General features: G+C 58.9%; 23 protein-coding genes and 1 pseudogene. 6 read left to right on the forward strand and 18 right to left on the reverse strand.

Annotated features, from left to right (window positions below):
• Window positions 1–74: 74 nt before the first annotated feature.
• From ruvB to AB4O11_RS01825, 8 genes are all read right to left on the reverse strand, one after another.
• Complete coding sequence (gene ruvB / locus AB4O11_RS01790; RefSeq protein ID WP_007912736.1) at window positions 75–1136, reverse strand: Holliday junction branch migration DNA helicase RuvB; 1062 nt, start codon at window positions 1134–1136, stop codon at window positions 75–77.
• A complete protein-coding gene (ruvA, locus tag AB4O11_RS01795; protein WP_460129955.1) occupies window positions 1137–1745 on the reverse strand; it encodes a Holliday junction branch migration protein RuvA in 609 nt (202 codons plus the stop codon).
• A gap of 114 nt (window positions 1746–1859) precedes the next feature.
• Window positions 1860–2387: a crossover junction endodeoxyribonuclease RuvC gene (gene ruvC, locus AB4O11_RS01800; RefSeq protein WP_007951206.1), complete on the reverse strand. Its 528-nt coding sequence runs from the start codon at window positions 2385–2387 to the stop codon at window positions 1860–1862.
• A gap of 158 nt (window positions 2388–2545) precedes the next feature.
• Window positions 2546–3292, reverse strand: a complete 747-nt coding sequence (locus tag AB4O11_RS01805) for a YebC/PmpR family DNA-binding transcriptional regulator (protein WP_007912738.1) — start codon at window positions 3290–3292, stop codon at window positions 2546–2548.
• Window positions 3293–3421: 129 nt separating this feature from the next.
• Entirely contained in the window at window positions 3422–5197 is a 1776-nt protein-coding gene (gene aspS / locus AB4O11_RS01810; RefSeq protein WP_093430490.1) for an aspartate--tRNA ligase, read from the reverse strand.
• A gap of 100 nt (window positions 5198–5297) precedes the next feature.
• A complete protein-coding gene (locus AB4O11_RS01815) occupies window positions 5298–5519 on the reverse strand; it encodes an FmdB family zinc ribbon protein (protein WP_093430491.1) in 222 nt (73 codons plus the stop codon).
• Window positions 5520–5650: 131 nt separating this feature from the next.
• Window positions 5651–5989 (reverse strand): ribbon-helix-helix domain-containing protein, encoded by a 339-nt coding sequence (locus tag AB4O11_RS01820; RefSeq protein WP_093430492.1) that lies wholly within the window; start codon window positions 5987–5989, stop codon window positions 5651–5653.
• Between the two features lie 184 nt (window positions 5990–6173).
• Window positions 6174–6644, reverse strand: a complete 471-nt coding sequence (locus tag AB4O11_RS01825; RefSeq protein ID WP_038366640.1) for a Dps family protein — start codon at window positions 6642–6644, stop codon at window positions 6174–6176.
• A 311-nt stretch (window positions 6645–6955) separates the two neighbouring features.
• Here AB4O11_RS01825 and AB4O11_RS01830 point away from each other — a divergent pair, with 311 nt between their 5' ends.
• Window positions 6956–7558 carry a cold-shock protein gene (locus AB4O11_RS01830; protein ID WP_007912746.1) on the forward strand — a complete coding sequence of 201 codons (603 nt, stop codon included), beginning with the start codon at window positions 6956–6958 and terminating at the stop codon, window positions 7556–7558.
• A 70-nt stretch (window positions 7559–7628) separates the two neighbouring features.
• Here the strand turns inward: AB4O11_RS01830 and AB4O11_RS01835 are convergent, their stop codons facing one another.
• Both AB4O11_RS01835 and AB4O11_RS01840 read right to left on the reverse strand, forming a co-directional pair.
• On the reverse strand, window positions 7629–7835 hold the full coding sequence (locus AB4O11_RS01835) for a SlyX family protein (protein WP_093430493.1): 207 nt from the start codon (window positions 7833–7835) through the stop codon (window positions 7629–7631).
• Window positions 7836–7838: 3 nt separating this feature from the next.
• Window positions 7839–8264, reverse strand: coding sequence for an HIT domain-containing protein (locus AB4O11_RS01840; protein WP_093430702.1), 426 nt, complete (start codon window positions 8262–8264; stop codon window positions 7839–7841).
• An 891-nt stretch (window positions 8265–9155) separates the two neighbouring features.
• Between AB4O11_RS01840 and AB4O11_RS01845 the strand changes: the two genes are divergently transcribed.
• On the forward strand, window positions 9156–10520 hold the full coding sequence (locus tag AB4O11_RS01845) for an OprD family porin (protein ID WP_460092035.1): 1365 nt from the start codon (window positions 9156–9158) through the stop codon (window positions 10518–10520).
• A 117-nt stretch (window positions 10521–10637) separates the two neighbouring features.
• On the opposite strand, the gene AB4O11_RS01850 is transcribed toward AB4O11_RS01845, so the two are convergent.
• Together AB4O11_RS01850 and AB4O11_RS01855 are read right to left on the reverse strand one after the other, a co-directional pair.
• The gene (locus tag AB4O11_RS01850) at window positions 10638–11480 is read right to left on the reverse strand and encodes a mechanosensitive ion channel family protein (RefSeq protein ID WP_034153426.1); all 843 of its coding nucleotides are present in this window, start codon (window positions 11478–11480) and stop codon (window positions 10638–10640) included.
• A gap of 181 nt (window positions 11481–11661) precedes the next feature.
• A complete protein-coding gene (locus AB4O11_RS01855; RefSeq protein WP_007912755.1) occupies window positions 11662–12147 on the reverse strand; it encodes a YajQ family cyclic di-GMP-binding protein in 486 nt (161 codons plus the stop codon).
• Between the two features lie 140 nt (window positions 12148–12287).
• Here AB4O11_RS01855 and AB4O11_RS01860 point away from each other — a divergent pair, with 140 nt between their 5' ends.
• Genes AB4O11_RS01860 through AB4O11_RS01870 form a run of 3 tightly spaced genes read left to right on the forward strand, consistent with a single transcriptional unit; the run spans window position 12288 to window position 15875 of the window.
• Window positions 12288–13205 carry a putative 2-dehydropantoate 2-reductase gene (locus AB4O11_RS01860; protein WP_460092036.1) on the forward strand — a complete coding sequence of 306 codons (918 nt, stop codon included), beginning with the start codon at window positions 12288–12290 and terminating at the stop codon, window positions 13203–13205.
• Between the two features lie 45 nt (window positions 13206–13250).
• Window positions 13251–15287, forward strand: a complete 2037-nt coding sequence (locus AB4O11_RS01865; RefSeq protein WP_099757013.1) for a sensor histidine kinase — start codon at window positions 13251–13253, stop codon at window positions 15285–15287.
• A gap of 3 nt (window positions 15288–15290) precedes the next feature.
• On the forward strand, window positions 15291–15875 hold the full coding sequence (locus tag AB4O11_RS01870) for a cob(I)yrinic acid a,c-diamide adenosyltransferase (protein WP_460129959.1): 585 nt from the start codon (window positions 15291–15293) through the stop codon (window positions 15873–15875).
• Between the two features lie 113 nt (window positions 15876–15988).
• Here the strand turns inward: AB4O11_RS01870 and AB4O11_RS01875 are convergent, their stop codons facing one another.
• The 4 genes from AB4O11_RS01875 to secA all read right to left on the reverse strand — a co-directional run bounded on the left by AB4O11_RS01875 (window position 15989) and on the right by secA (window position 21820).
• Window positions 15989–16936 (reverse strand): Nudix family hydrolase, encoded by a 948-nt coding sequence (locus AB4O11_RS01875; RefSeq protein WP_460129961.1) that lies wholly within the window; start codon window positions 16934–16936, stop codon window positions 15989–15991.
• Window positions 16933–17565 carry a glutathione S-transferase family protein gene (locus AB4O11_RS01880; RefSeq protein WP_414926969.1) on the reverse strand — a complete coding sequence of 211 codons (633 nt, stop codon included), beginning with the start codon at window positions 17563–17565 and terminating at the stop codon, window positions 16933–16935. Before AB4O11_RS01880 ends, AB4O11_RS01875 begins: the two co-directional genes overlap by 4 nt.
• Window positions 17566–17744: 179 nt before the next feature.
• Window positions 17745–18962 (reverse strand): bifunctional glutamate N-acetyltransferase/amino-acid acetyltransferase ArgJ, encoded by a 1218-nt coding sequence (gene argJ / locus AB4O11_RS01885; protein ID WP_186623873.1) that lies wholly within the window; start codon window positions 18960–18962, stop codon window positions 17745–17747.
• Window positions 18963–19084: 122 nt separating this feature from the next.
• Window positions 19085–21820, reverse strand: coding sequence for a preprotein translocase subunit SecA (secA, locus tag AB4O11_RS01890; RefSeq protein ID WP_093430502.1), 2736 nt, complete (start codon window positions 21818–21820; stop codon window positions 19085–19087).
• 308 nt (window positions 21821–22128) lie between these two features.
• Here secA and AB4O11_RS01895 point away from each other — a divergent pair, with 308 nt between their 5' ends.
• Window positions 22129–22584 (forward strand): DUF721 domain-containing protein, encoded by a 456-nt coding sequence (locus AB4O11_RS01895; RefSeq protein WP_038366691.1) that lies wholly within the window; start codon window positions 22129–22131, stop codon window positions 22582–22584.
• Between the two features lie 8 nt (window positions 22585–22592).
• Here the strand turns inward: AB4O11_RS01895 and AB4O11_RS01900 are convergent.
• Both AB4O11_RS01900 and AB4O11_RS01905 read right to left on the reverse strand, forming a co-directional pair.
• Window positions 22593–22691, reverse strand: a pseudogene (locus AB4O11_RS01900) (metal ABC transporter ATP-binding protein); the annotation flags it as partial.
• Window positions 22688–24166 carry a helicase HerA-like domain-containing protein gene (locus AB4O11_RS01905; RefSeq protein ID WP_099759346.1) on the reverse strand — a complete coding sequence of 493 codons (1479 nt, stop codon included), beginning with the start codon at window positions 24164–24166 and terminating at the stop codon, window positions 22688–22690. The pseudogene AB4O11_RS01900 and the gene AB4O11_RS01905, both read right to left, overlap by 4 nt.
• Between the last annotated feature and the right edge of the window lie 253 nt (window positions 24167–24419).

Here is a 24419-nt window from a genome sequence, read left to right on the forward strand (position 1 = left end):
GGTTTCAGGGCTTTACCGCAAAAGTACCGTCCTATGACCGTACAAACCCTGAATAAATCGACAAAAAATGTGTATCAATCGTCCACGGCATCGAGAAACTCGTCTGCCACGGGCATTTCACCCATTCGTGACGGGATGTTTAAACCAAAGTGCAGGTACGCATGGCGCGTCACCACCCTGCCCCGTGGAGTGCGCATGATGTAACCCTGCTGGATCAGATACGGCTCCAGCACATCTTCAATCGTGTGGCGCTCTTCGCTGATTGCAGCAGCGAGGCTGTCGATACCGACGGGGCCGCCATCGAACTTCTCGATCATGGTCAATAGCAGGCGGCGATCCTGATGATCGAAACCGTGTTCGTCGACATCCAGCAGGTTCAAAGCCAGGTCCGCCACCGCTTTGGTGATATGGCCCTTGGCGCGCACTTCAGCGAAGTCGCGCACACGGCGCAGTAGACGGTTGGCGATCCGCGGCGTGCCCCGGGCGCGGCGCGCGATTTCGAACGAGCCTTCCGGATCCAGCGGCAGACCGAGGATGGCCGCGGAACGGCTGACAATCGTCGCCAGATCAGCCGTGCTGTAGAACTCCAGACGCTGGACGATACCGAAGCGGTCACGCAACGGGTTAGTCAGCATGCCGGCGCGAGTCGTCGCGCCGACCAGGGTGAATGGCGGCAGATCGAGCTTGATCGAACGCGCTGCCGGCCCTTCGCCAATCATGATGTCGAGCTGGAAATCCTCCATCGCCGGGTACAGCACTTCTTCAACGATCGGCGACAGACGATGGATTTCGTCGATGAACAACACATCGTGCGGCTCAAGATTGGTCAGCAACGCCGCCAGATCACCCGGACGCTCAAGCACCGGCCCGGAAGTGCTCTTGATCGATACGCCCATTTCCTGAGCGATGATGTTGGCCAGCGTGGTCTTGCCCAGACCCGGCGGGCCGAAGATCAGCGTGTGGTCGAGGGATTCGCTTCGGCCACGGGCGGCCTGGATGAACAGCTCCATCTGCTCGCGCACGGTCGGCTGGCCGATGTAGTCGGCCAGGCTGACCGGGCGAATGGCGCGGTCCTGGACTTCTTCGCGCTCGCGCGGGCTGTGCGCGGCGGTGATCAGACGATCAGCTTCAATCACTTAAATCATTCCCTTCAGGGCGCGGCGGATCAGGTCTTCACTGCTCAAATTCTTGTCCTTGATGGCGGTAATCGCCTTGCTCGCTTCCTGCGGCTTGTAGCCCAGAGAAATCAGCGCGCTGACCGCATCGTTCTCGGCGGTGTTGACCTGTGCCGGGCCATCCGGCTGGTTCGGTACCAGCGCGAACATGGCCGGCGTAGTTTCCCAGGCCTTGAAGCGATCCTTGAGTTCGACCAGCAGACGCTCAGCGGTTTTCTTGCCGACACCCGGCACCTTGGTCAACGCCGAGGTGTCCTGAGACTGCACGCAGCGGATCAACTCGTCGACTTCCAGACTCGACATCAAGGCCAGGGCCAATTTTGGCCCGACACCATTGAGACGGATCAACTCGCGAAAAAAGTCTCGCTCACGCTTGCCGGCAAAACCATAGAGTAATTGCGCGTCTTCGCGTACGACCAAATGCGTGTGCAAGGTCAGCGGTTCACCGACCGACGGCAGGCGGTAAAGGGTGGTCATGGGCACTTCCAGCTCATACCCGAGGCCGTTTACATCCAGAATCAGGTGCGGCGGCTGTTTCTCAGCCAGGGTGCCGCGCAAGCGTCCAATCACGTTTCAGATCCTTGAGCGTTGGCCAGCCGTGGGCTGGCGACTGTCGAAAGGCGGATTTCGGGCCGACGACCCAGGCGCCAAAAACCGCTTTCAGGAAAATTGATGCTGATGCTATCAGAGACGCAGGCGCCCGCCACGACTGCGTGCCGTTCCCAGACCGTGCGGCAGCAGACTGGAGCGCGTATGTGCGTGACAAATGGCAATGGCCAGGGCGTCCGAGGCATCGATTTGCGGTTTGCTGGTCAGTTTGAGCATGTGCATGACCATCATCTGCACTTGTTCTTTATTGGCGGCGCCGGTGCCGACTACAGCCTGCTTGACCTGAGTGGCCGTGTACTCTGCGATCTCCAGACTCTCTTCAGCGCCAGCCACGATTGCAGCGCCGCGAGCCTGACCGAGTTTCAGCGCCGAATCGGCGTTTTTCGCCATAAACACCTTTTCGATGCCCATGGTCACCGGTCCGTAGGTCTGGATGATCTCGCGTACACCGCGATAGACGATTTGCAGGCGCTCATGCAACTCGCCCGCACCGGTACGGATGCAGCCCGAGGCCACATAGATACAGCCGCCACGCCCGGTATCGCGAACAATCCCGTAACCGGTGATGCGCGAACCGGGGTCGATACCAAGAATTAAAGTCATAACGCCTGCAGATTCGGTAAAAGCACGATTTTCAAATCAACCCATAACAAATGTGGGAGCGAGCCTGCTCGCGAAAGCGGTTTCATCATCAGCAACGATGTTGCCTGAAAATCCGCCTTCGCGAGCAGGCTCGCTCCCACATTGAATCGTAGCCACTCTTAACCGAGCTGAGCGGCCACGTCTTCCGGAATATCCGCGTTGGAATAAACGTTCTGCACGTCATCCAGATCCTCAAGCATGTCGATCAGCTTCAGCACCTTTTCAGCGCCTTCCAGATCCAGTTCGGCGCTGGTGGTCGGCTGCATGACGATTTCCGCGTCATCGCCCTTGAATCCAGCGGCTTCCAGCGCGTTACGCACGGCATAGAAACTGGTGAACGAAGTGAACACATCGATCGAACCATCTTCGTGGCTGACCACGTCATCGGCATCGGCTTCCAGCGCCGCTTCGGTCAGTGCGTCCTCATCAACGCCCGGCGCGAAGCTGATCTGGCCTTTGCGCTCGAACAAGTAAGCTACCGAACCGTCGGTGCCGAGGTTACCCCCGCACTTGCTGAACGCATGGCGCACAGCTGCGGCGGTACGGTTGCGGTTGTCGGTCATACACTCGACCATCACCGCCACACCGCCCGGGCCGTAACCTTCGTAGGTCAGCTCTTCAACATTATCCGCTTCGGTGGCACCAGCGCCGCGCGCCACGGCACGGTCGATGATGTCACGGCTCATGTTCGCGCTCAGCGCCTTGTCCAGGGCCAGACGCAGACGCGGGTTGGAACCCGGATCACCGCCGCCCTGACGGGCCGCAACGGTCAGTTCGCGGATCCACTTGGTGAAGATCTTGCCTCTCTTGGCATCCTGACGTTCTTTGCGGTGCTTGATGTTCGCCCACTTGGAATGACCTGCCATAACTCGCTCCGAATTCTCTTTGAAACGTTGCCCGCCCTGCTCATGCAGCGGCCAGCAAACAAAAAAATCTCGACCTGCTCTCTATAGAAAGAAAAAAGGCGCATCCGAAGATGCGCCTTCAGGCCCGTCTTACTCAGCCTTTGGCGTTTCGCGCAAACGAATGTGCAGCTCGCGCAGTGCCTTGGCATCCACCACACCCGGCGCTTGCGTCATGACGTCGGCAGCACTCTGGGTTTTCGGGAAGGCGATCACTTCACGGATCGACTGGGCGCCGGTCATCAGCATCACCAGACGGTCCAGACCGAAGGCCAGACCACCGTGCGGCGGAGCACCGTACTTCAGCGCGTCGAGCAGGAAGCCGAACTTCTCTTCCTGTTCCGCTTCATTGATACCCAGCAGACGGAACACCGCCTGCTGCATTTCCTTGCGGTGGATACGGATCGAACCGCCACCCAGCTCGGTGCCGTTCAATACCATGTCGTAGGCGCGGGACAGAGCGCCAGCCGGGTTGGCTTCCAGCTCTTCAGGAGAGCATTTCGGCGCGGTGAACGGGTGGTGCAACGCGGAGAAGCTGCCGTCGTCGTTTTCTTCGAACATCGGGAAGTCGACGACCCACATTGGCGCCCACTCGCAGGTCAGCAGCTTGAGGTCGTGACCGAGCTTGATGCGCAGTGCGCCCAAGGCTTCGCTGACGATCTTGGCCTTGTCGGCGCCGAAGAACACGATGTCGCCATCGACTGCGCCAACGCGATCGAGGATCACGTTGAGCTTGTCTTCAGGGATGTTTTTCACGATCGGCGATTGCAGACCGTCAACACCGGCAGCGCGCTCGTTGACCTTGATGTACGCCAGGCCCTTGGCACCGTAGATGCCGACGAACTTGGTGTAATCGTCGATCTGCTTGCGTGGCATGCTCGCCCCGCCTGGAACGCGCAGTGCGGCGATACGGCATTTCGGATCGTTGGCCGGGCCGCTGAACACCTTGAATTCAACTTCTTTCAGTTGATCGGCAACGTCGACCAGTTCCAGCGGGTTACGCAGGTCTGGCTTGTCGGAACCGTAGCGGCGCATGGCTTCTTCGAAAGTCATGTGCGGGAAATCGCCGAATTCCAGACCCAGCACTTCCTTGAACAGGTTGCGGATCATTTCTTCGGTCAGGCCCATGATCTCTTTTTCATCGAGGAAGCTGGTCTCGATGTCGATCTGGGTGAATTCAGGCTGACGGTCAGCACGCAGGTCTTCGTCGCGGAAGCACTTGGCGATCTGGTAATAACGGTCGAAACCGGCAACCATCAGCAGTTGCTTGAACAGCTGTGGCGATTGCGGCAGGGCGAAGAACGAACCGGCGTGGGTACGGCTTGGCACCAGATAGTCACGCGCACCTTCAGGGGTGGCACGGGTCAGGATAGGCGTTTCAACGTCGAGGAAGCCGTTCTCGTCGAGGAAGCGACGGATGCTGGTGGTCATGCGCGAGCGCAGACGCAGCTTCTCGGCCATTTCCGGACGACGCAGGTCGAGGAAACGATAACGCAGACGGGTTTCTTCACCCACGTCGGAGAACTCGTTCAGCGGGAACGGCGGAGTTTCCGACTCGTTCAGCACTTCCAGTTCATAACCCAGCACTTCGATCATGCCCGACGCCATGTTGGCGTTGGTCGCACCGGCCGGACGCAGACGCACCTTGCCGGTGATCTTCACGACGTACTCGCTGCGCACGCGATCGGCAGCGGCGAAGCTCTCGGCGCGATCCGGATCGAATACCACTTGGGCCAGACCGTCACGATCACGGATATCGAGGAAAATCACCCCGCCGTGGTCGCGGCGACGGTGAACCCATCCGCAAAGGGTAATTTCCTGGCCTTCCAGGCTTTCGTTCAGTTGGCCGCAATAGTGGCTGCGCATCATGATAATGGTTCGCTTCTCGTCATTCGATATTCGGTGGAGATCCCGTTGCTTTCAAAGCAATGCGGAAACTCACGCGTGTCGTTCAACCTGGGGTTGAACCCTAGTCAGATTTGTCGCCACCGGCCAGATTCTTCTTGGTCCCGGTCTTGAAATCGGTTTCGTACCAACCGCTGCCGCTGAGGCGGAAGCCTGGCATGGACAGCTGTTTCTTGAGCTCTGGCGCCTGGCAGGCAGGGCAGTCGACCAGCGGTGCATCGCTGATCTTTTGAATGGCTTCCAACTGATGACCACAGGAAGCACATTGGTAATCGTACATCGGCATGGGGGTGTCTCGGCGATCAGATTGCCACCGCGCGCAGGGCTTTGCGGCGAAAGAGCGGGATTATATCGATTAAATGCGGCCTGTGCAGCCGTAAGACTGCACAGGCCGAGACCTCGTTTGCAACCGCCGTTTCAGAGCGATTCGGCAGTTGCTGCCTGCTTGACGCCGTTCATGACGCACACCACCCGCACCAGCGCGCTGAAATTTCTCACCCCGCCGTGACGCAGATGCACTTCGCGGTCAACGTGGGACAACAACGAGCTGATCGAACAGCAGTTATCTGCGGCCATATTGCCGAGGATGTTCCAGTAGACCCGCTCCAGCCGCAGGCAGGTCGCATAACCGTTCAGACGCACGGATCGTGACGATGGCTGAACCAGTGCCATGTCGAACTCGCTGACGAACGGATCAACTTTCAACTCATGGGGCAAGCCGACAATCCTGTCGCCTCGCCTGTCTCCCTCTGCCATATCAGTGACACTCCTTTGCCATCTCTGCTTGTTTGAAAAGTCACATCCTGTGGCTTTCATAAAAGCGCAGACACAAAGTTATAGCCAGACGACTTATTGACCGACTCCGTAGGATAAGCCAACGACACAGGTAGGATTGCGGACAGCGCACGAGCACCGCTGGCGGGCCCGCGCGCTCGGGGGATTACGCTTCCAGCAGCGAGCGCAGCATCCACGCCGTTTTTTCGTGAACCTGCATGCGCTGGGTCAGCAGGTCTGCGGTCGGTTCATCGCTGACCTTGTCGAGCAGTGGGAAGATGCCACGTGCCGTGCGGGTCACGGCTTCCTGACCATCGACCAACTGTTTGATCATGTCTTCGGCACTCGGCACGCCCACCTCTTCCTTGATAGAAGAAAGGCGCGCGTACGTGGCATAGGCGCCCGGCGCCGGAAAGCCCAATGCGCGAATACGCTCGGCGATCGAGTCCACGGCCAGCGCCAGCTCGTTGTATTGCTCTTCGAACATCAAATGCAGCGTACGAAACATCGGGCCGGTGACGTTCCAGTGGAAGTTGTGGGTTTTCAGATACAGCACGTAGGTGTCCGACAGCAGACGCGACAAGCCTTCGACGATGGATTTGCGATCTTCTTCACTGATACCGATATCGATTGCCATATTTACCCCCTAACGGCGATTGAATTCATCCAACAGGTGCAGACCCACTCTAGCAAGCCTACCGACACCCCGCAGCCCGGATCGGGCGCAGGTGCTGCGACAAATCGACCGACGCATGCCGCTGGCCGGGCTGATTTGAGTAGCCGCAGGCTTTGCTGTTAAATAGGCAGTGTGTCGCCATGCCCCATTTTTCGGGGCGTTGCGCATAGGCTGATGCCGTGAACGTGTCCACCGCCTCTTATTTTGTTCCGAAGCGAACCGTGCGCCTTCAGCTCTTCCTTGTGAGCCGTCATAAACGTGAGCCAATCAAAATGTTGAAAATCGTCCACCTGCTAATGGGCGCAGCGGCTTTGCTGCTGTCGTTCATACCCAGCTTGAAATCCGAAGCCGTTCCCTACCTGCAACAACCCGATGCACTTTACCTGGCCTTTTTCGGCCTGCTGAACCTGGTGATTGCTCCAGTGATTCCTTTCTGGAACAAAGGCCCTCGTCAGCATCTGCAAAACCTGGTCAGCGCGCTGCTGGTACTGACCGTCGTCCTGCAAACCTTGACCCTGATCGCCCCGATGCCCGTCATCGCCGGTCAGCCAGCCGTGCTGTTCACTCTGGTGATCGCGCTGGTTGCCGTGGTCCTGCACCTGGCCGTCAGCTTCTATCGTTCTTCACCGGCTGCTGCTCCAACCAGCTATGACATGACCAATCGTGATACCGGTACCGTCAAGTGGTTCAACACCTCCAAAGGCTTCGGCTTTATCTCCCGGGATTCCGGCGATGATATCTTCGTGCACTTTCGCGCGATCCGTGGCGAAGGTCACCGCGTCCTGGTCGAAGGCCAGCGCGTGGAGTTCTCGGTAATGAACCGGGACAAAGGCCTGCAAGCCGAGGACGTGATCGCCGCGCTGCCGCGACGCTGATCCAGGCATAAAAAAACCGCGAGCAGCGTGCTGTTCGCGGTTTTTTTACGCCTGATGAAAAGTGCCTGCCTCAGTAATGTGGCGGTGGCGCCTCATCCTCGAAGGACTCGAACTGGCCGACCATCTCTTCCTGACGCTTGAGCAGCGCCGCCATCTGCAATTGCAGGCGCTCGACCACGCGCTGCTGCGCCACCAGCACGTCGTTCAACGACTGAATGGTGTCATCCTGAAACGCCAGACGACTTTCCAGATCGGTAACACGTTCTTCCAGATTCATGACTCAGTCCTCCACAAAGCTGAAATGCTCGGTCAACACCAGTCGCAACCGTTCGCGAATGGCAGCGACCTGCTCTGTACTGTAAGGCTTGGCCGGGTGTTTGCCCCAGACCGGCGCGGGCCAGGCTGCGTCGTCACGTTTGCGCACAATCACATGCATGTGCATCTGACTGACAACGTTACCCAAGGTCGCGACGTTCATTTTGTCGGCATCGAACAGATCCTTGAGCAGCTCAGCCAGCGCGGTGGTTTCCTGCCAAAACTGCTGTTGATCGGCGACATCCAACTGAAACAACTCACTGATATCGTCCCGACGAGGCACCAGAATGAACCAAGGGTAATTGGCATCATTGGACAACAGCAGTCGGCAGAGAGGGAAATCACCGATCGTCAGCGTGTCCTGTTGAAGTCGTGAATCTAAAGCAAACACTGCGCGTACTCCCGGCTGATCATTATTCAGCTTAGCGGCCATCCCGATGGACAGCGCACCAAGCGACAGGACGGCAGCATACCTGCGAATGCGCCAGCCTTCACGACGACGCTGAACCCCGCAGCCCTGCCAACGCCCCGAGATGTGACATTTGCGAGCTCGACGCACCAGCACGGAACCAACATCGACGTTCAGCGCAAAAAAATGACCAGAATCAGCAGAGACGTGCAGCGTCATGCCCCTGCAAGCTGTATGAATTCAGAACAGCTGTAAATATTTTTGCACCAAAACCGCACAGTGCGTCTACGCTCACTGCGTCGGGCATCCGCCAAATACTCACTGGCGGGGTGAACCGGTAACGTTTTTGGTTGTCACGCGCGTTTCTCGGTGTGGCAACACCATAGGAGGAATGGCGTCAAGCACAGAAAAAATCAGGCTTGAAGCCCAGCTTTCACAAGGTTTTCACAAGCGCAGGCGGGTGTTCAGAAAAATAACCGCAACGAAATTGCGGTTTGTGCACGCTTGTTGCATTCGTACCTATATGGACTATAAGCGCACCACCGGAAGTGGATGCCTTAAGCCCCATAAAAACAGTGGCAGGGTTGCCCGATGGAGATTCAAGTGTTTTGCCAGGGACTCTTTTTTACCGATGCAAAAAGGCCCATAAACAGCGAGAAAGTTGTCAGTCCGGCTGCGTCGGTACTGTGAATTTGCGACATCCACCACGCCATTTGCGACACCGTCGTAAAGAAGCTGAAAGGTTGGAATAGCAAGTATCGCCAACATTGTCGGCGTGATATAAGTTTGCGCCGACACAAAAAGAAAGAGCCGCCCAGATAATAAAACAGGTGGGACGGCAGTACTCTTCTAAAACCAAAGGAGCAAATCACGATGCGCGTGATGAAGTGGAGCATGATCGCACTGGCAGTTGCTGCAGCCGCCAGTACTCAAGTGGCTACGGCCGCCCCGTTTGTTAGTGACCAGGCAGAAGCCAAAGGTTTTGTTGAAGACGCGAAACTCACCGAGACGTTGAAGAACTACTACTTCAACCGCGACAATAAAGACGGTGGCCATGATCAGAAAGACTGGACCCAAGGCTTTCTGGGTAATTTCACCTCCGGTTACACCCAAGGTACTGTCGGCGTAGGTATCGATGCATTCGGTTACCTGGCGATCAAACTGGATGGCGGTGACGGCACTTCCGGCACTGGCAACATGAGCCGCAGCGACACTCTGAAGGCTAACGGCTATGCTCACGACGTTAACGACAGCCAAGGTAAAGCCGGTGCTGCCGTTAAATTCCGCATCTCCAAAACCGAATTGAAAATCGGTGACCAACAGCCAAGCACAGCTCCAGTGTTCGCTGTCGGTGGTTCCCGCGTCATTCCTCAATCTGCCAGCGGCTTCCAGCTGCAGAGCAGCGAAGTCAAAGACCTTGACCTCGAAGCCGGTCACTTCTACTCGGCGACCAGCCAGGACAAAAACGCCCGTGATGGCGGCCTGTACGCTAACTACGCAGGCCAGGAAGCCAAGACCATCGACTATTTCGGTGGCAAATACGGCATCACCGAAAACCTGAGCGCATCGCTCTACGGCGCCAAACTGGAAGACATCTGGAACCAGTACTACGCCAACGTGAACCTCACCACTCCATTCGGTGGCGACACTTCGCTGAACACTGACTTCAACATCTACCGCACCACCGACACCGGTGACAAGCTGGCGGGTGACATCAGCAACACTGCCTTCTCCCTGGCAACCGCGCTGTCGTTCCTGAAAGCACACACCTTCACCCTGGCCTTCCAGAAGGTCAACGGCGATACCCCGTTCGACTACGTCGGTGTGGGTAAAAACAACCGTGGTGGCGACTCGATCTTCCTCGCCAACTCCATCCAGTACTCTGACTTCAACGGTCCTGGCGAGAAATCCGTGCAAGCCCGTTACGACCTGAAAATGGCCGAGTACGGCGTTCCAGGCCTGAGCTTCATGGTTCGTTACGTTAAAGGTTGGGACATTGACGGTACCGGTCTGGCTGCAAACAGCCAATACCGCACCAGCACTGGCGCTCCGCTGTACGGTGAAGATGGCAAACACCACGAAACCAACTTCGAAGCCAAGTATGTTGTTCAGTCTGGCCCGGCTAAAGACCTGTCCTTCCGCATTCGTCAAGCCTGGCACACTGCCAACGCTGACCAAGGCGAAGGCGATATCAAAGAGTTCCGTCTGATCACCGAATACCCACTGAACATCTTGTAATCGTCAGTGGTTAGTTTGGTTGAATGAAAAAGGCCCATCTTCGGATGGGCCTTTTTTGTTATCTGTCACTTGTAATAAATGCCTGACCAACAAGTCAGGCATTTAATTAGCAACCTATCATTGTGTTGCCGATTCCTGTACCACGCGAATCACCCGTTGTGGAAAAGGAATATCAATGCCGGCAGTTTTTAAACGGTCACGCGACTGTTCGTTAAACATGAACATCACGTCCCAGTAGTCTGCAGTTTTCACCCACACACGCAGGGAAACAGTGATCGAACTGTCGCCCAATGTCGAAATCACGGCCTGAGGTGCAGGATCCTGCAACACACGCTCATCCTTGGCCAGATCCAGCAGCACCTGACGGGCCTTCTGCAGATCGGCTTCGTAATCAACGCCGACATCAAACACGACCTTGCGAGTCGGCTGACGGTTGGTGTTGGTGATGATGCCGTTCGACAGGTTGCCGTTCGGTACGATGATGGTTTTGTTGTCGCCAGTACGCAGTACGGTGTGGAAAATCTGGATGCTGTCGACCGTACCCGATACGCCTTGCGCTTCGATCCAGTCACCGATACGGAACGGACGGAACAGCAGAATCAGCACGCCACCGGCGAAGTTCGCCAGACTGCCCTGCAACGCCAAGCCGATTGCCAGACCGGCCGCACCGATCGCAGCAACGAAGGAGGTAGTTTCAACGCCGATCATCGAAGCGACGCTGACAATCAGCAGCACTTTGAGAATGATGTTCGCCAGGCTGCTGATAAAGCCTTGCAGCGCCAGATCGGCATTACGCAGGGCCAGCAGACCACCGAGTTTTTGCGTGACCTTGTTGATCAGCCACCAGCCGATGGCCAGCGTGATCACTGCCAGCAGCACGCGGCTGCCGTATTCCATGATCATCGGAATCCACGCCTGGGATGCCTTGACCAGGTTGTCCACCTCAGCATTCAAATCCATGTTCTATCTCCTGATTTCCGGCCATTCGGCACGCGAAAAATAAGCGGCAGAAACCCGCCGGGTGTACACAAAACAATGTGGGAGCGAGCCTGCTCGCGAAGGCGCCGTGTCATTCAGCAATGAGTTGACTGACACACCGCCTTCGCGAGCAGGCTCGCTCCCACAGATCATCTGACCGAGCTTAGTCGCGGAAGTTGTTGAACTGCAGGGGCATGCCGAATTCCTTGGCCCGCAGGGCAGCGATGGCCTCTTGCAGGTCATCACGCTTCTTGCCGGTCACGCGTACCTGCTCGCCTTGAATGGCGGCCTGCACTTTCAGTTTGGCGTCCTTGATGTGGCCGACGATTTTCTTCGCCAGTTCCTTGTCGATGCCTTCCTTGAGTACCGCGTCCTGCTTCATCAGTTTGCCCGATGCGTAAGCGTCCTTGACCTCAAGGCACTGCACGTCGATCTTGCGCTTGACCAGCGCCAGCTTGAGGATTTCGATCATCGCTTCCAGCTGGAACCCGGCTTCAGCAGTCAGGCTGACGGTGAGGTCCTTTTCCTTGAACTCGAAGCTGCCTTTGCCTTTCAGGTCATAACGACGATCGAGTTCCTTCACGGCGTTCTCGACCGCGTTGGTGAGTTCGTGTTTGTCCAGTTCGGATACCACGTCGAACGACGGCATGTAATCTCTCCAATAAAAAGGCGCGCTCGATATGGATGGAGCGCGCTTGGCTTGCGGTTAAAATCGGGCTCATTATAACGGGTCTTTTCCCACCGACACGGCGAGCCGCACATGCCTGTACGCAATCGAGCAAAAAACTGATGGCCACCCCCTGGCACGTTCTTGGCGCCGGCAGCCTCGGCACATTGTGGGCCACGCGTCTGGCGCGGGCCGGCCTGCCGGTCCGGCTGATCGTGCGTGACGCCAAGCGCTTGCGCAGCTATGAAGCCGTGGGCGGATTGACGCTGGTCGAACAAGGTCAGGCCAGCACCTATGCCGTGCCCGGGGAAACACCCGACAGCCCCGAGCCGATCCGCCGTTTGCTGGTGGCCTGCAAAGCCTACGACGCCGAAAGCGCCGTCGCCCGCCTCGCCCCACGGCTGACTGCGGACGCCGAACTGATCCTCCTGCAAAACGGCCTCGGCAGTCAGGACGCCGTCGCCAACCGTGTGCCGCTGGCACGCTGCATCAGCGCTTCAAGCACCGAGGGTGCCTTTCGCGATGGCGACTGGCGTGTGGTGTTCGCCGGTCACGGATTCACTTGGCTGGGCGACGCGGGCCATCCGGTCGCGCCGATCTGGCTGGACGATCTGGACGCGGCAAAGATCCCCCACGAATGGAGCACCGATATCCTTACGCGGTTGTGGCGCAAACTGGCGCTCAACTGCGCGATCAATCCGCTGACCGTGCTGCACCATTGCCGCAACGGTGGCTTGCAGGAGCACCATTGCGAAGTCGCCACCCTGTGCGCCGAACTCGCCGAATTGCTCGAGCGCTGCGGCCAACCCGCCGCCGCCGACAACCTGCAACAGGAAGTCGAACGGGTGATCCACGCTACGGCTGCCAATTACTCGTCGATGTATCAGGACGTCGCCAACCAGCGCCGCACCGAAATCAGCTATCTGTTGGGCCACGCCTGCAAAGTCGCCACGCGCCACCAGTTGAACCTGCCGCACCTCAATCGATTGCAGCAACGACTGGTCGCTCATCTGCACAGCCTCGGATTGCCCAGCGACTGAGCAGCGGCTACGCTGGCCACTTGTTCCTTTGTTGCGATAAACCTGATGCCATTGCGCCAGCGTCTCGAAAACCTGCCGGTCGGCCAGAAACTGCTGGCCGCCCTCCTGGTGCTGTTGACCACTGTATTGCTGGTCGCCAACCTGACATTTATCAGTGCCGCCTATTACATCTCTCAGGAAAGCATGGCACCACAGGCCTTGCAGACCATCGGCCGACTGATTTCCAACCCGAGCCTGGTCAGCGAAGCGCTGCAATCACCGCAAAGCGCCGAGCGTCTGCTCAAGGAACTCGACAGTTACTCACCGCTGCGCGCCGCCGCCCTTTATGACGGCAAGGGCGAACGGCTGGCGCAAGTCCAGCGCGGCGACAAACTCAGCCTGCCAGAACGCTATCGGCACATCGAAGCGTGGCAACTGACCGAGTTTCGCAGCAACCAGTTGATCACCCTGCCCCGCCCCGGCACCGCGCCAGGCCATCTGTTGCTGGTGGCCAGCAGCGAGCTGCCGATGGCGTTCTACACTGGCACGCTGACCGCGAGCCTCGGTATCCTGATTTTCAGCGTGCTGCTGTGGCTGGTGATTGCCCGGCAGATCAAACGCCTGATCACCCGGCCGATTCATCAGCTTGAGGAATTGTCGCGCCAGGTCACCCGCGAAGAAAACTACGCCCTGCGCGCCTCGCGCGGCAATCATGACGAGATCGGCAGCCTCGCCGAGGCGTTCAACACCATGCTCTCGCGCATCGAAGCCCGCGAACAGCAACTCAAGCGCGCCCGCGACGACTCACAAGCGGCTTACGATCAGGCTCAGGGCCTGGCTGAGGAAACCCGCCACACCAATCGCAAACTGGAACTGGAAGTGCAGGTGCGCAGCAAGATCGAAAAGAAACTCACCGGTTTCCAGAACTACCTCAACAGCATCATCGACTCAATGCCCTCGGCACTGATCGCCCTCGACGAGCAGCTCTACGTCACCCAGTGGAATCAGGAGGCCAGCGCCCTTTCCGGCACTCGGCTGGACGAAGCACTTAACCAGCCGATCTTTCTTGCCTTCGAACCGCTCAAGCCATTTCTGCCGCAACTCAAGCAGACTGTCGAGCAGCACACCGTAGCGAAAATCGAGCGGGTAACCTGGTTCAAGGATGAAGAACCGAAGCATTACGCGCTGACCTTCTATCCATTGATGGGTGGCGCTGGGCGTGGTGTGGTGATCCGCATCGACGACATCACCCAGCGTCTGTCGCTGGAAGAAATGATGGTGCAGTCGGAAAAAATGCTCTCGGTCGGTGGCCTCGCCGCCGGCATGGCCCACGAAATCAACAACCCGCTGGGTGCGATCCTGCACAACGTGCAGAACATCCGTCGACGCCTGTCCGCCGACCTGCCGAAGAACCTCGAAACCGCCGAGCAACTGGGCATTGAACTGGACACGGTGAACCGCTATCTGCAAGGTCGCGAAGTGCCGCAACTGCTCGATGGCATTCAACAGGCCGGCGCTCGCGCTGCGAAAATCGTCACCCACATGCTCAGCTTCAGCCGCCGCAGTACCCGGCAAATGGCGCCGTGCGATCTGCCGGCACTGATCGATCAAGCCGTGGAAATCGCCGGCAACGACTTCGACCTGGCCATCGGCTTCGACTTCAAGGGCCAGGCGATCATCCGTCAGTTCGACCCGGCGCTCGGCCCGGTACCGGGCACCGCCAACGAACTCGAGCAAGTGCTGCTCAACCTGTTGAAAAACGCTGCACAGGCTATTCACCAGCGCGAAGACGACAGCGAGCCGGGGCGAATCATTCTGCGCACCAGGCTTAATCCGCCGTGGGCCGAAATTCAGGTCGAGGATAACGGCATCGGCATGAGCGAGAGCGTGCGCAAACGCACCTTCGAGCCGTTCTTCACCACCAAGGAAATCGGCCAGGGCACCGGGCTTGGCTTGTCGGTGTCTTACTTCATCATCACCAACAATCACAAAGGGCAGATGGAGGTGCAGTCAGCACCGGGCCAGGGCACGTGTTTCACCTTGCGCCTGCCGCTGACGCAACCACTGCCCCTTGCTGCCGAAACCAATCCATTATCGAGGTAACCCATGGGCTTTCGCCTGTCGAAAATCTACACCCGCACCGGCGACAAAGGTGAAACCGGCCTGGGCGATGGCCGCCGCGTCCCCAAGGACCATCCACGCGTCGAGGCCATTGGCGAGGTCGATACGCTGAACAGTCAGGTCGGCGTGTTGCTGGCGGGGCTGATAGCCGAACGCGAGACCTATCCGGGACTGAATGAACTGATCGAGGTGTTGGCGCCTTGTCAGCATCGCTTGTTTGATCTCGGTGGCGAGCTGGCCATGCCGGCGTATCAGGCGCTGAATGCGGCGGAAATCGAACGCCTGGAAACGGCGATCGATGTGTGGAATGAGGAGTTGGGGCCGCTGGAGAATTTCATTCTTCCGGGTGGGTCGATGCTGATTGCGCAGGCGCATGTGTGCCGGAGTCTGGCCAGGAGTGCCGAGCGGCGTTGTCAGCATTTGAATGCGCTGGAACCATTGGCCGGGGTTGGGTTGGCGTATATCAATCGGTTGTCGGATTTGCTGTTTGTCGCGGCGCGGTTGATTGCGCGGCGGCAGGGGGTTGCGGAGATTCTCTGGCAGCCGGCGGCAAAGCCTGCAGAAAAGTAGTGCCTCACAGGCCGCCTTCGCGAGCAAGCTCACTCCCACATTTGATTGCATTCCAACTGACGAAATTCGATCAACTGTGGGAGCGAGCTTGCTCGCGAAGAGGTCAGCAGCCTTTACAGAGAATCAGGCCAGAACGCGCGAATCCCCGCCACGCCTTGCGCACCCACGCCCCAGGCTTTTTCGCGCTCCGCCGGGCCAACCCCGCCCAACAGAAACACCGGCTTGCTGAAGCCTTCGATCAACGCCTCAGCCTGCTCCCAGCCCAACGGCTGTGCATCCGGGTGGGTCAAGGTCGGCTGCACTGGCGACAGCGTGACGAAATCCACGCCCATCTGCTCGGCCAACGCCAGTTCTTCAGCGTTGTGGCACGACGCCGCGAGCCAGCGTTCCGCTGGTAACGGGCGCCCCGCCGCCGCGTATTTGCGCAGCTGTGCTGAGGTGATGTGCCAACCGGCAGAGGGGAAATCACCGAGCCATTCGAACGGCCCCTTGATCATCAGTTGCGCCTTGCCCGCACACAGCCCGGCCGCATCGACTGCCAGATCGCGATACTTGGGGTCATAGCCGTTCGGTGCGCGCAGCTGGATCAGTTTGACCCCGCCGGCAATCGCCTTCTGGATACCGCGCAGCAACGCCGGCGCTTCCAGTTCCTCCGGCGTAATCAAGTACTCCGCAGGCAAACGCGCGGCGGCAACGATCGGCTGGTTGGCGGCCGGGAATTCGTAGCTCGCCAGTTCCTTCGCCGTGACCCAGGCCAACGGCTGCCCTTCGGCACCGTGCGGTTCGCCGGTGAAGGCCGAGACTTCCCAGACATCCAGCAATACCTGTTTGTCGGGGTAATCGTGACGCACTTTGATCAGCGGGCGGGCTGAGCTAACTACTATGCCCAACTCTTCGTGCAGCTCACGGGCCAGTGCGCTTTCGACCGACTCGTCGGCCTCGACCTTGCCGCCGGGAAACTCCCACAGACCACCCTGATGCTGGGTGTCGGCGCGGCGGGCGATGAGGATTTTGCCACTGTTGTCACGAATGACCGCAGCGGCGACGTGTACACGTTTCACGGATTCAACTCCTCCAGTCCAGCCTTCTGCCATGCCTTGAAGGCGGGCCATTGGTAGACGGTTTCAACATAGGCTTCGTCGGCGGCCGGCAGCGTCACCTGATAGGTGCGCAAACGCACGGCAATCGGCGCGAAGAAGGCATCGGCCAGACTCACCCGACCGAACAGGTAAGGCCCGCTCTCGGTCGCGGCGACGCGGCATTCGGCCCACAGTGCGAGCATGCGTTCGATGTCGACCTTCACTTCTGGCGGCACCGGGTTCAGCGGCGCGTCATGATTGAGGTTGAAGGGCATATGATTGCGCATGGCGAAAAAGCCGCTGTGCATTTGGGCGCAGGCGGATCGCGCCTGGGCACGGGCGAATATATCTGTCGGCCAGAGTTGCTCGGACGGAAACTGCTCGGCGAGGTACTCGGCGATGGCTAAGGAGTCAGCGATGGTGCCGCGCGAGGTTTGCAGCAGCGGGACCTTGGCGGTCGGCGAGTGCTTGAGCAGCAGCGCGCGGGTGTCGGGCTTGCCGAGTTTGATCAGTTCTTCGCTGTAGGGTGCGCCGGTCAGTTCAACGGCCAGGGCGGCGCGCAGGGACCAGGAGGAAAGCAGTTTGTCGCCGATGATCAGGTGCAGGGACATGGGTGTGGCGCCTTTTCGTCAGAGGAAGCTTCTAAACTTGTCGAGTCTGAACCATCGCTTTCGCGAGCAAGCTCGCTCCCACAGGTTCTTGGGTGTACACAGCATGTGTGAACGGCCGAAACCACTGTGGGAGCGAGCTTGCTCGCGAAGAGGCCGACAGCCCGCCCCCACCTTTTAGATCAAGTGCGGTATTCAGCGTTGATCTTCACGTATTCATGCGACAGGTCAGTGGTCCAGATGGTTTCGCTGCAATCGCCGCGACCCAGCTCGATACGGATGGTGATTTCTTCCTGCTGCATCACCGCCGAGCCCTGGGCTTCAGTGTAGGTCGCCGCACGGGCGCCACGGCTGGCAATGCACACGTCGCCGAGGAACACGTCGATCTTGCTTACATCCAGATCCGGCACGCCGGCGCGGCCGACGGCGGCGAGGATACGGCCCCAGTTCGGGTCGGAGGCAAACAGCGCGGTCTTGATCAGCGGCGAGTGCGCCACGGTGTAGCCAACGTCCAGGCACTCCTGATGGTTGCCGCCGCCATTCACTTCCACGGTGACAAACTTGGTCGCGCCTTCGCCGTCACGCACGATGGCCTGGGCCACGTCCATGCACACTTCGAACACCGCTAGCTTGAGTTTGGCAAACAGCTCGCCTTCGGCACGGGTGATTTCCGGCAGTGCAGCCTTGCCGGTGGCAATCAGCATGCAGCAGTCGTTGGTCGAAGTGTCGCCGTCGATGGTGATGCGGTTGAACGACTTGTTCGCACCATCGAGCATCAAGCTGTGCAGGACGTCGCGGGAGACTTTGGCGTCAGTGGCGATGTAACCGAGCATGGTCGCCATGTTCGGACGGATCATGCCCGCGCCTTTGCTGATGCCGGTCACGGTGATGGTCACGCCGTCGTGCTCGAACTGGCGGCTGGCGCCCTTCGGCAGGGTGTCGGTGGTCATGATCCCGGTGGCAGCGGCTTCCCAGTTGTTTTCCGACAGATCATCCAGTGCGGCTTGCAGCGCGCCTTCGATCTTCTCGACCGGCAGCGGCTCGCCGATCACACCGGTGGAGTACGGCAGAATCTGGCTGGCATCAACGCCAGTCAACTCGGCCAATTTGGCAGTGGTACGTTCAGCGGCGGCCAGGCCCGGCTCACCGGTGCCAGCGTTGGCGTTGCCAGTGTTGGTCAGCAGATAACGCACGGCGTTCTGCACGCGTTTTTTCGCCAGGATCACCGGAGCCGCGCAAAATGCGTTCAAGGTGAACACGCCCGCCACGGTCGAGCCTTCGGCGCAACGCATCACAACGACATCTTTGCGCCCGGGGCGCTTGATGCCGGCCGAGGCGATACCGAGTTCAAAACCGGCAACCGGGTGCAACGTTGGCAAAGGACCAAGACCAACAGCCATGAATGCGCTCCTTACTCAATGATGTCAGCACCGTCACTCGCAGCGACGGTGGTTTAAATGGCAAAACGCCGCGACGGCAGGAGCCGGTCGCGGCGCGGGTATTTCAGCAGTTGAAACGGGGTTTACTGGATCTGCCCGTGGCAATGCTTGAATTTCTTGCCCGAACCGCAGTAGCACAGCTCGTTGCGGCCCAGCTTCTGCTCGTTGCGAACCGGCGCGGTGGCGAGGGCCACATCGACCTCTTCACCCAGTACTTCCGGTTGCTCCAGACCGGGGGCCTCGGCGTGTTCGAACTGCATGCGGGCGGCCAGTGCTTCGGCTTCCTGACGCAGACGTTGCTCTTCGGCTTCCGGATCTTCGCGGCGCACCTGAACGTGCGACAGCACACGGATCGAGTCGCGCTTGATCGAGTCGAGCAGTTCGGAGAACAGCGTGAACGACTCGCGCTTGTATTCCTGCTTCGGGTTCTTCTGCGCGTAACCACGCAGGTGGATACCGTGACGCAGGTGATCCATGGTCGACAGGTGGTCTTTCCACAGGTCGTCCAGCACGCGCAGTACGATTTGCTTCTCGAACGAGCGCAGTGCGTCGGCACCGGCCTGGTCTTCTTTCTCGTTGTACGCCGCCATCAGCTCGGTCATGAGCTTCTCGCGCAGGGTTTCTTCGTACAGGTGATCGTCTTCGTCGAGCCACTGCTGGATCGGCAGTGTCACGCCGAAGTCGCTGGCAATCGAGGCTTCCAGACCGGCCACGTCCCACTGCTCTGGCAGCGATTGCGGCGGAATGTGCGCGCTGACGGTGGCGTTGAGCACGTCCTGACGGAAATCGGCGATGGTTTCACCGATGTTGTCGGCGGCCAGCAACGTGTTACGCATGTGATAGATCACTTTACGCTGTTCGTTGTTGACGTCATCGAACTCGAGCAGTTGCTTACGGATATCGAAGTTGCGGCCTTCAACCTTGCGCTGCGCCTTCTCGATCGCGTTGGTCACCATGCGGTGTTCGATCGCTTCGCCCGGCTGCATGCCCAGGGCTTTCATGAAGTTCTTCACTCGATCAGAAGCGAAGATGCGCATCAGGCTGTCTTCCAGCGACAGGTAAAAGCGGCTGGAACCGGCGTCACCCTGACGGCCGGCACGGCCACGCAGCTGGTTGTCGATACGACGGGATTCGTGACGCTCGGAGGCAATCACCTGCAAACCGCCGGATTCCAGCACTTGCTGGTGGCGCTTCTGCCAGTCGGCCTTGATCTGGGCAATCTGCTCAGGGGTCGGGTCTTCCAGCGACGCGACTTCAACTTCCCAGTTGCCGCCCAACAGGATGTCGGTACCACGACCGGCCATGTTGGTGGCGATAGTCAGGGCGCCCGGACGACCGGCCTGCGCGATGATCTCGGCTTCTTTTTCGTGGAACTTGGCGTTAAGAACCTTGTGTTCGATGCCTTCCTTCACGAGCAATGCGGACATGTGCTCGGAGGTTTCGATGGTGGCAGTACCCACCAGCACCGGACGGCCGGCCGCCATGCTTTCCTTGATGTCCGCAACAATGGCCGCGTACTTCTCTTCGGCGGTCAGGAACACCAGGTCGTTGAAGTCTTTACGCGCCAACGGTTTGTTCGGCGGAATGACCATGACTTCCAGACCATAGATCTGGTGGAATTCGAACGCTTCGGTGTCGGCGGTACCGGTCATGCCGGACAGCTTGGTGTACAGACGGAAGTAGTTCTGGAAGGTGGTCGAGGCCAGCGTCTGGCTCTCGGCCTGAATGTTCAGGCCTTCCTTGGCTTCGATGGCCTGGTGCAGGCCTTCGGACAAACGACGACCCGGCATGGTACGACCGGTGTGTTCGTCGACCAGTACGACCTGACCATCCTGCACGATGTATTCAATGTTGCGATTGAACAGCTTGTGCGCACGCAGACCGGCATACACGTGGGTCAGCAGGCCCAAATTGTGTGCCGAGTACAGGCTCTCGCCTTCAGCCAGCAGGCCGACGCGGGTGAGCATGTCTTCGATGAACTGGTGACCGGCTTCGTTGAGTTCAACCTGACGGGTCTTCTCGTCAACGGTGTAGTGGCCAGCCTTGGTGACTTCGCCTTCGACTTCTTCAACGTGCAGTTCCAGCTGCGGGATCAGTTTATTGATCTCCATGTACAGCTTGGAGCTGTCCTCGGCCTGACCGGAAATGATCAGCGGGGTACGCGCTTCGTCGATGAGGATGGAGTCGACTTCGTCGATCACGGCAAAGTTGAGTTCGCGCTGGAATTTTTCTTCCATGCTGAACGCCATGTTGTCGCGCAGGTAGTCGAAACCGAATTCGTTGTTGGTGCCGTAGGTGATGTCGGCGGCGTAGGCCAGACGCTTCTCTTCCGGCGGCTGGAACGGCGTCACGACGCCGACGGTCAGGCCGAGGAATTCATACAGCGGGCGCATCCAGTTGGCGTCACGACGCGCCAGGTAGTCGTTCACCGTCACAACGTGCACGCCCTTGCCGGACAATGCGTTGAGGTAAACACCCAGGGTCGCTACGAGGGTTTTACCCTCACCGGTGCGCATTTCGGCGATCTTGCCTTCGTGCAAGGTCATGCCACCGACGAGCTGTACGTCGAAGTGGCGCATACCCATGATGCGCTTGCCGGCTTCGCGGGCGACCGCAAAGGCTTCTGGCAACAGCTTGTCGAGGGTTTCCCCTTTGGCGATGCGGGCCTTGAACTCAGCGGTCTTGGCGCGCAATTGATCGTCCGAAAGGGCCACCATTTGCTCTTCGAAGGCATTGACGAGCTGCACCGTCTTGAGCATGCGTTTGACTTCACGCTCGTTCTTGCTTCCAAAAAGTTTCTTTAACAAAGGCGCAAACATATCGGCAGGATCTTCCACACTAAAGGGATGGAGGGCGGCCCCGTGAGCGTCGCCCGTGCAGCCCTCATGGCCGCATGCGAACGAGCATTCTACCCGGAAACGGAAGTGAGGAAAGTGGCGATGTTCCACGATGCTGGCACTGCGCTTTGACGGGGCTCACTTAAAATAGGGGCGTTTTGCTCAACTTCAAGTCATACAAGGCAGAAGTTAGTCGTTGATTTAATGGGCAAAGCGAGGGCAAAAGCAATGGGCGAGTGATTTCGGCCTTTCTGCTACCATGGCGTTTCTGTTACTTCAGGTGTTCGATCATGGCATTTCGCCCTCTTACGGCCAGAGCACCCGCCGTTCTCCTGCGCGAAGCCAAGCCGCTCAAAGCCATCCTCGGCCATGCCCAACGACTGGGGCATTTGCAGCGTCTGCTCGAAAGCCAACTGCAACCCGCCGCCCGTGAACATTGCCATGTAGCGTCGTGGCGTGAGGGCAGTCTGTTGCTGATTGTCACCGATGGCCATTGGGCCACACGTCTGCGCTATCAGCAAAAACGCTTGCAGAGGCAACTGCAGATGTTTGATGAGTTCGCCAGTTTGACGCGGATTCTGTTCAAGGTGCAGCCGCCGACCGTTCAACGCGGAGCGGCCGGACACACGATGGATTTGTCGACGGATGCAGCGGCGACGATTCAGGCCACGGCGGACGGGATCACTGATCCGGGTTTGCGCGCGGCACTGGAACGACTGGCGGCGCACGCCAAAGCCAAGACCTGACAAATTCCCTGTGGGAGCGAGCTTGCTCGCGAATGCGGACTGTCATTCAACCTATGTGTTGCCTGACACGGCGCCTTCGCGAGCAAGCTCGCTCCCACAGGTTTCAGCGGCGTTTGCTGCCACCGAGTAAAGAGCCCATCAAGCCGCGTACCAGTTGTTTGCCGAGGTTATTGGCAGCCTGACGCATGGCTGACTTCAAGGCCTGCCCTGCTGCCGTACCCAGGAACTCTCCAGCCCTGTCCGCCAGACTCGGCTCTTGTGAAGCCGCTGGCGCTTCAGCCTCCGGCGCCAGCCCTTTACGCCCCATCAGAATTTCATACGCCGACTCACGATCGATCGGCTTGTCATAGCGGCCCTTGAACGGCGAGCCCGCAATCAACAGCGTGCGTTCGGTTTCGGTCAACGGCCCGATCCGCGACTGCGGCGGTGCGACCAGTACGCGCTGCACCATTTCCGGCGTGCCTTTCTCGGTCAGCGTGCCGACCAAGGCCTCGCCAATTCCCAGTTCAGTCAACACCGACAAGCTGTCGAACGCCGGATTCGGTCGGAAGCCGTCCGCCACCGCGCGCAGGGATTTCTGCTCTTTGGCGGTAAAGGCGCGCAAACCGTGTTGAATGCGTAAGCCAAGTTGCGCCAGCACGTCATCGGGCAAGTCCGCCGGCGATTGCGTAACGAAGTACACGCCAACGCCTTTGGAACGGATCAGCCGTACCACTTGCTCAAGTCGCTCCTGCAAGGCCTTCGGTGTATCGCCGAACAACAAGTGCGCCTCATCAAAAAACAGCGCCAGCAGCGGTTTGTCGGCATCGCCGCGCTCGGGCAATTGCTCGAACAGTTCAGCCAGCAGCCACAACAGGAATGTCGCATAGACCTTCGGCGCCTCGTGTACCAGTCGGCTGGCATCGAGCAAATGAATGCGCCCGCGACCATCGGCGGTCGGTTGCAGAATGTCTTCAAGTTGCAGTGCCGGTTCGCCGAACAAGGCTTCGGCGCCCTGCTGCTCCAGCGTCGCCAAGCGACGCAACAGCGCCTGACTGGAACCTGTGGTCATCAGCGCCGCGTCTTCGCCCAACAGCTGCGGGTTTTCCTTGAGGTGATTGAGCAGCGCTTTCAGATCCTTCAAGTCCAGCAGCAACAGGCCCTCGCGATCGGCCACCTTGAAGGCGGCGTAAAGCGCCGATTGCTGGCTATCGGTCAGTTCCAGCAGGCTTCCGATCAGCAACGGACCCATTTCGCTCAACGTGGTGCGCAACGGATGACCGGACTCGCCGTGGATGTCCCACAAGGTCACCGGATAGGCCTGCGGCTTGTGGTTGAGCCACGGCATCCCGGCAATGCGCTCGGCCACCTTGCCCTGCGGATTGCCCGCCGCACCGAGGCCACACAGATCACCCTTTATGTCAGCGGCAAATACCGCGACCCCGGCGTCGCTGAACGCCTCGGCCAAACGCTGCAAGGTGACGGTTTTACCGGTACCGGTGGCGCCGGCGACCAGTCCGTGGCGGTTGGCCAGGCGCATGGCCTGAGCGATCTGTTGGCCTGCGAGGTCGGCGCCGATTACGAGTTGCGAGGAGTCAGGCATTTTGTCACCCAATGGTTAATCTTTGATTCTGCATGGCCGATAAAGAAGAGTGAGAGACCCGACCACAAGTCAGGCCGGACATTTCCCTAAGGAGAGACGGAAATATCAGCTTGTTTTCACCCTTGCCCATTTTGCGCGCTTCTATAAAAGCACGCCCTGGACATTAAGACCTTAGCGGAACCCCAAGCCATGAACAAAAATCTGCGCTTCAGCCATAAAATTTTGCTTGCCGCCGCCCTCATCGTCATCGCCG

It is taken from the genome of Pseudomonas sp. H1_D05 (genome assembly GCF_054682705.1).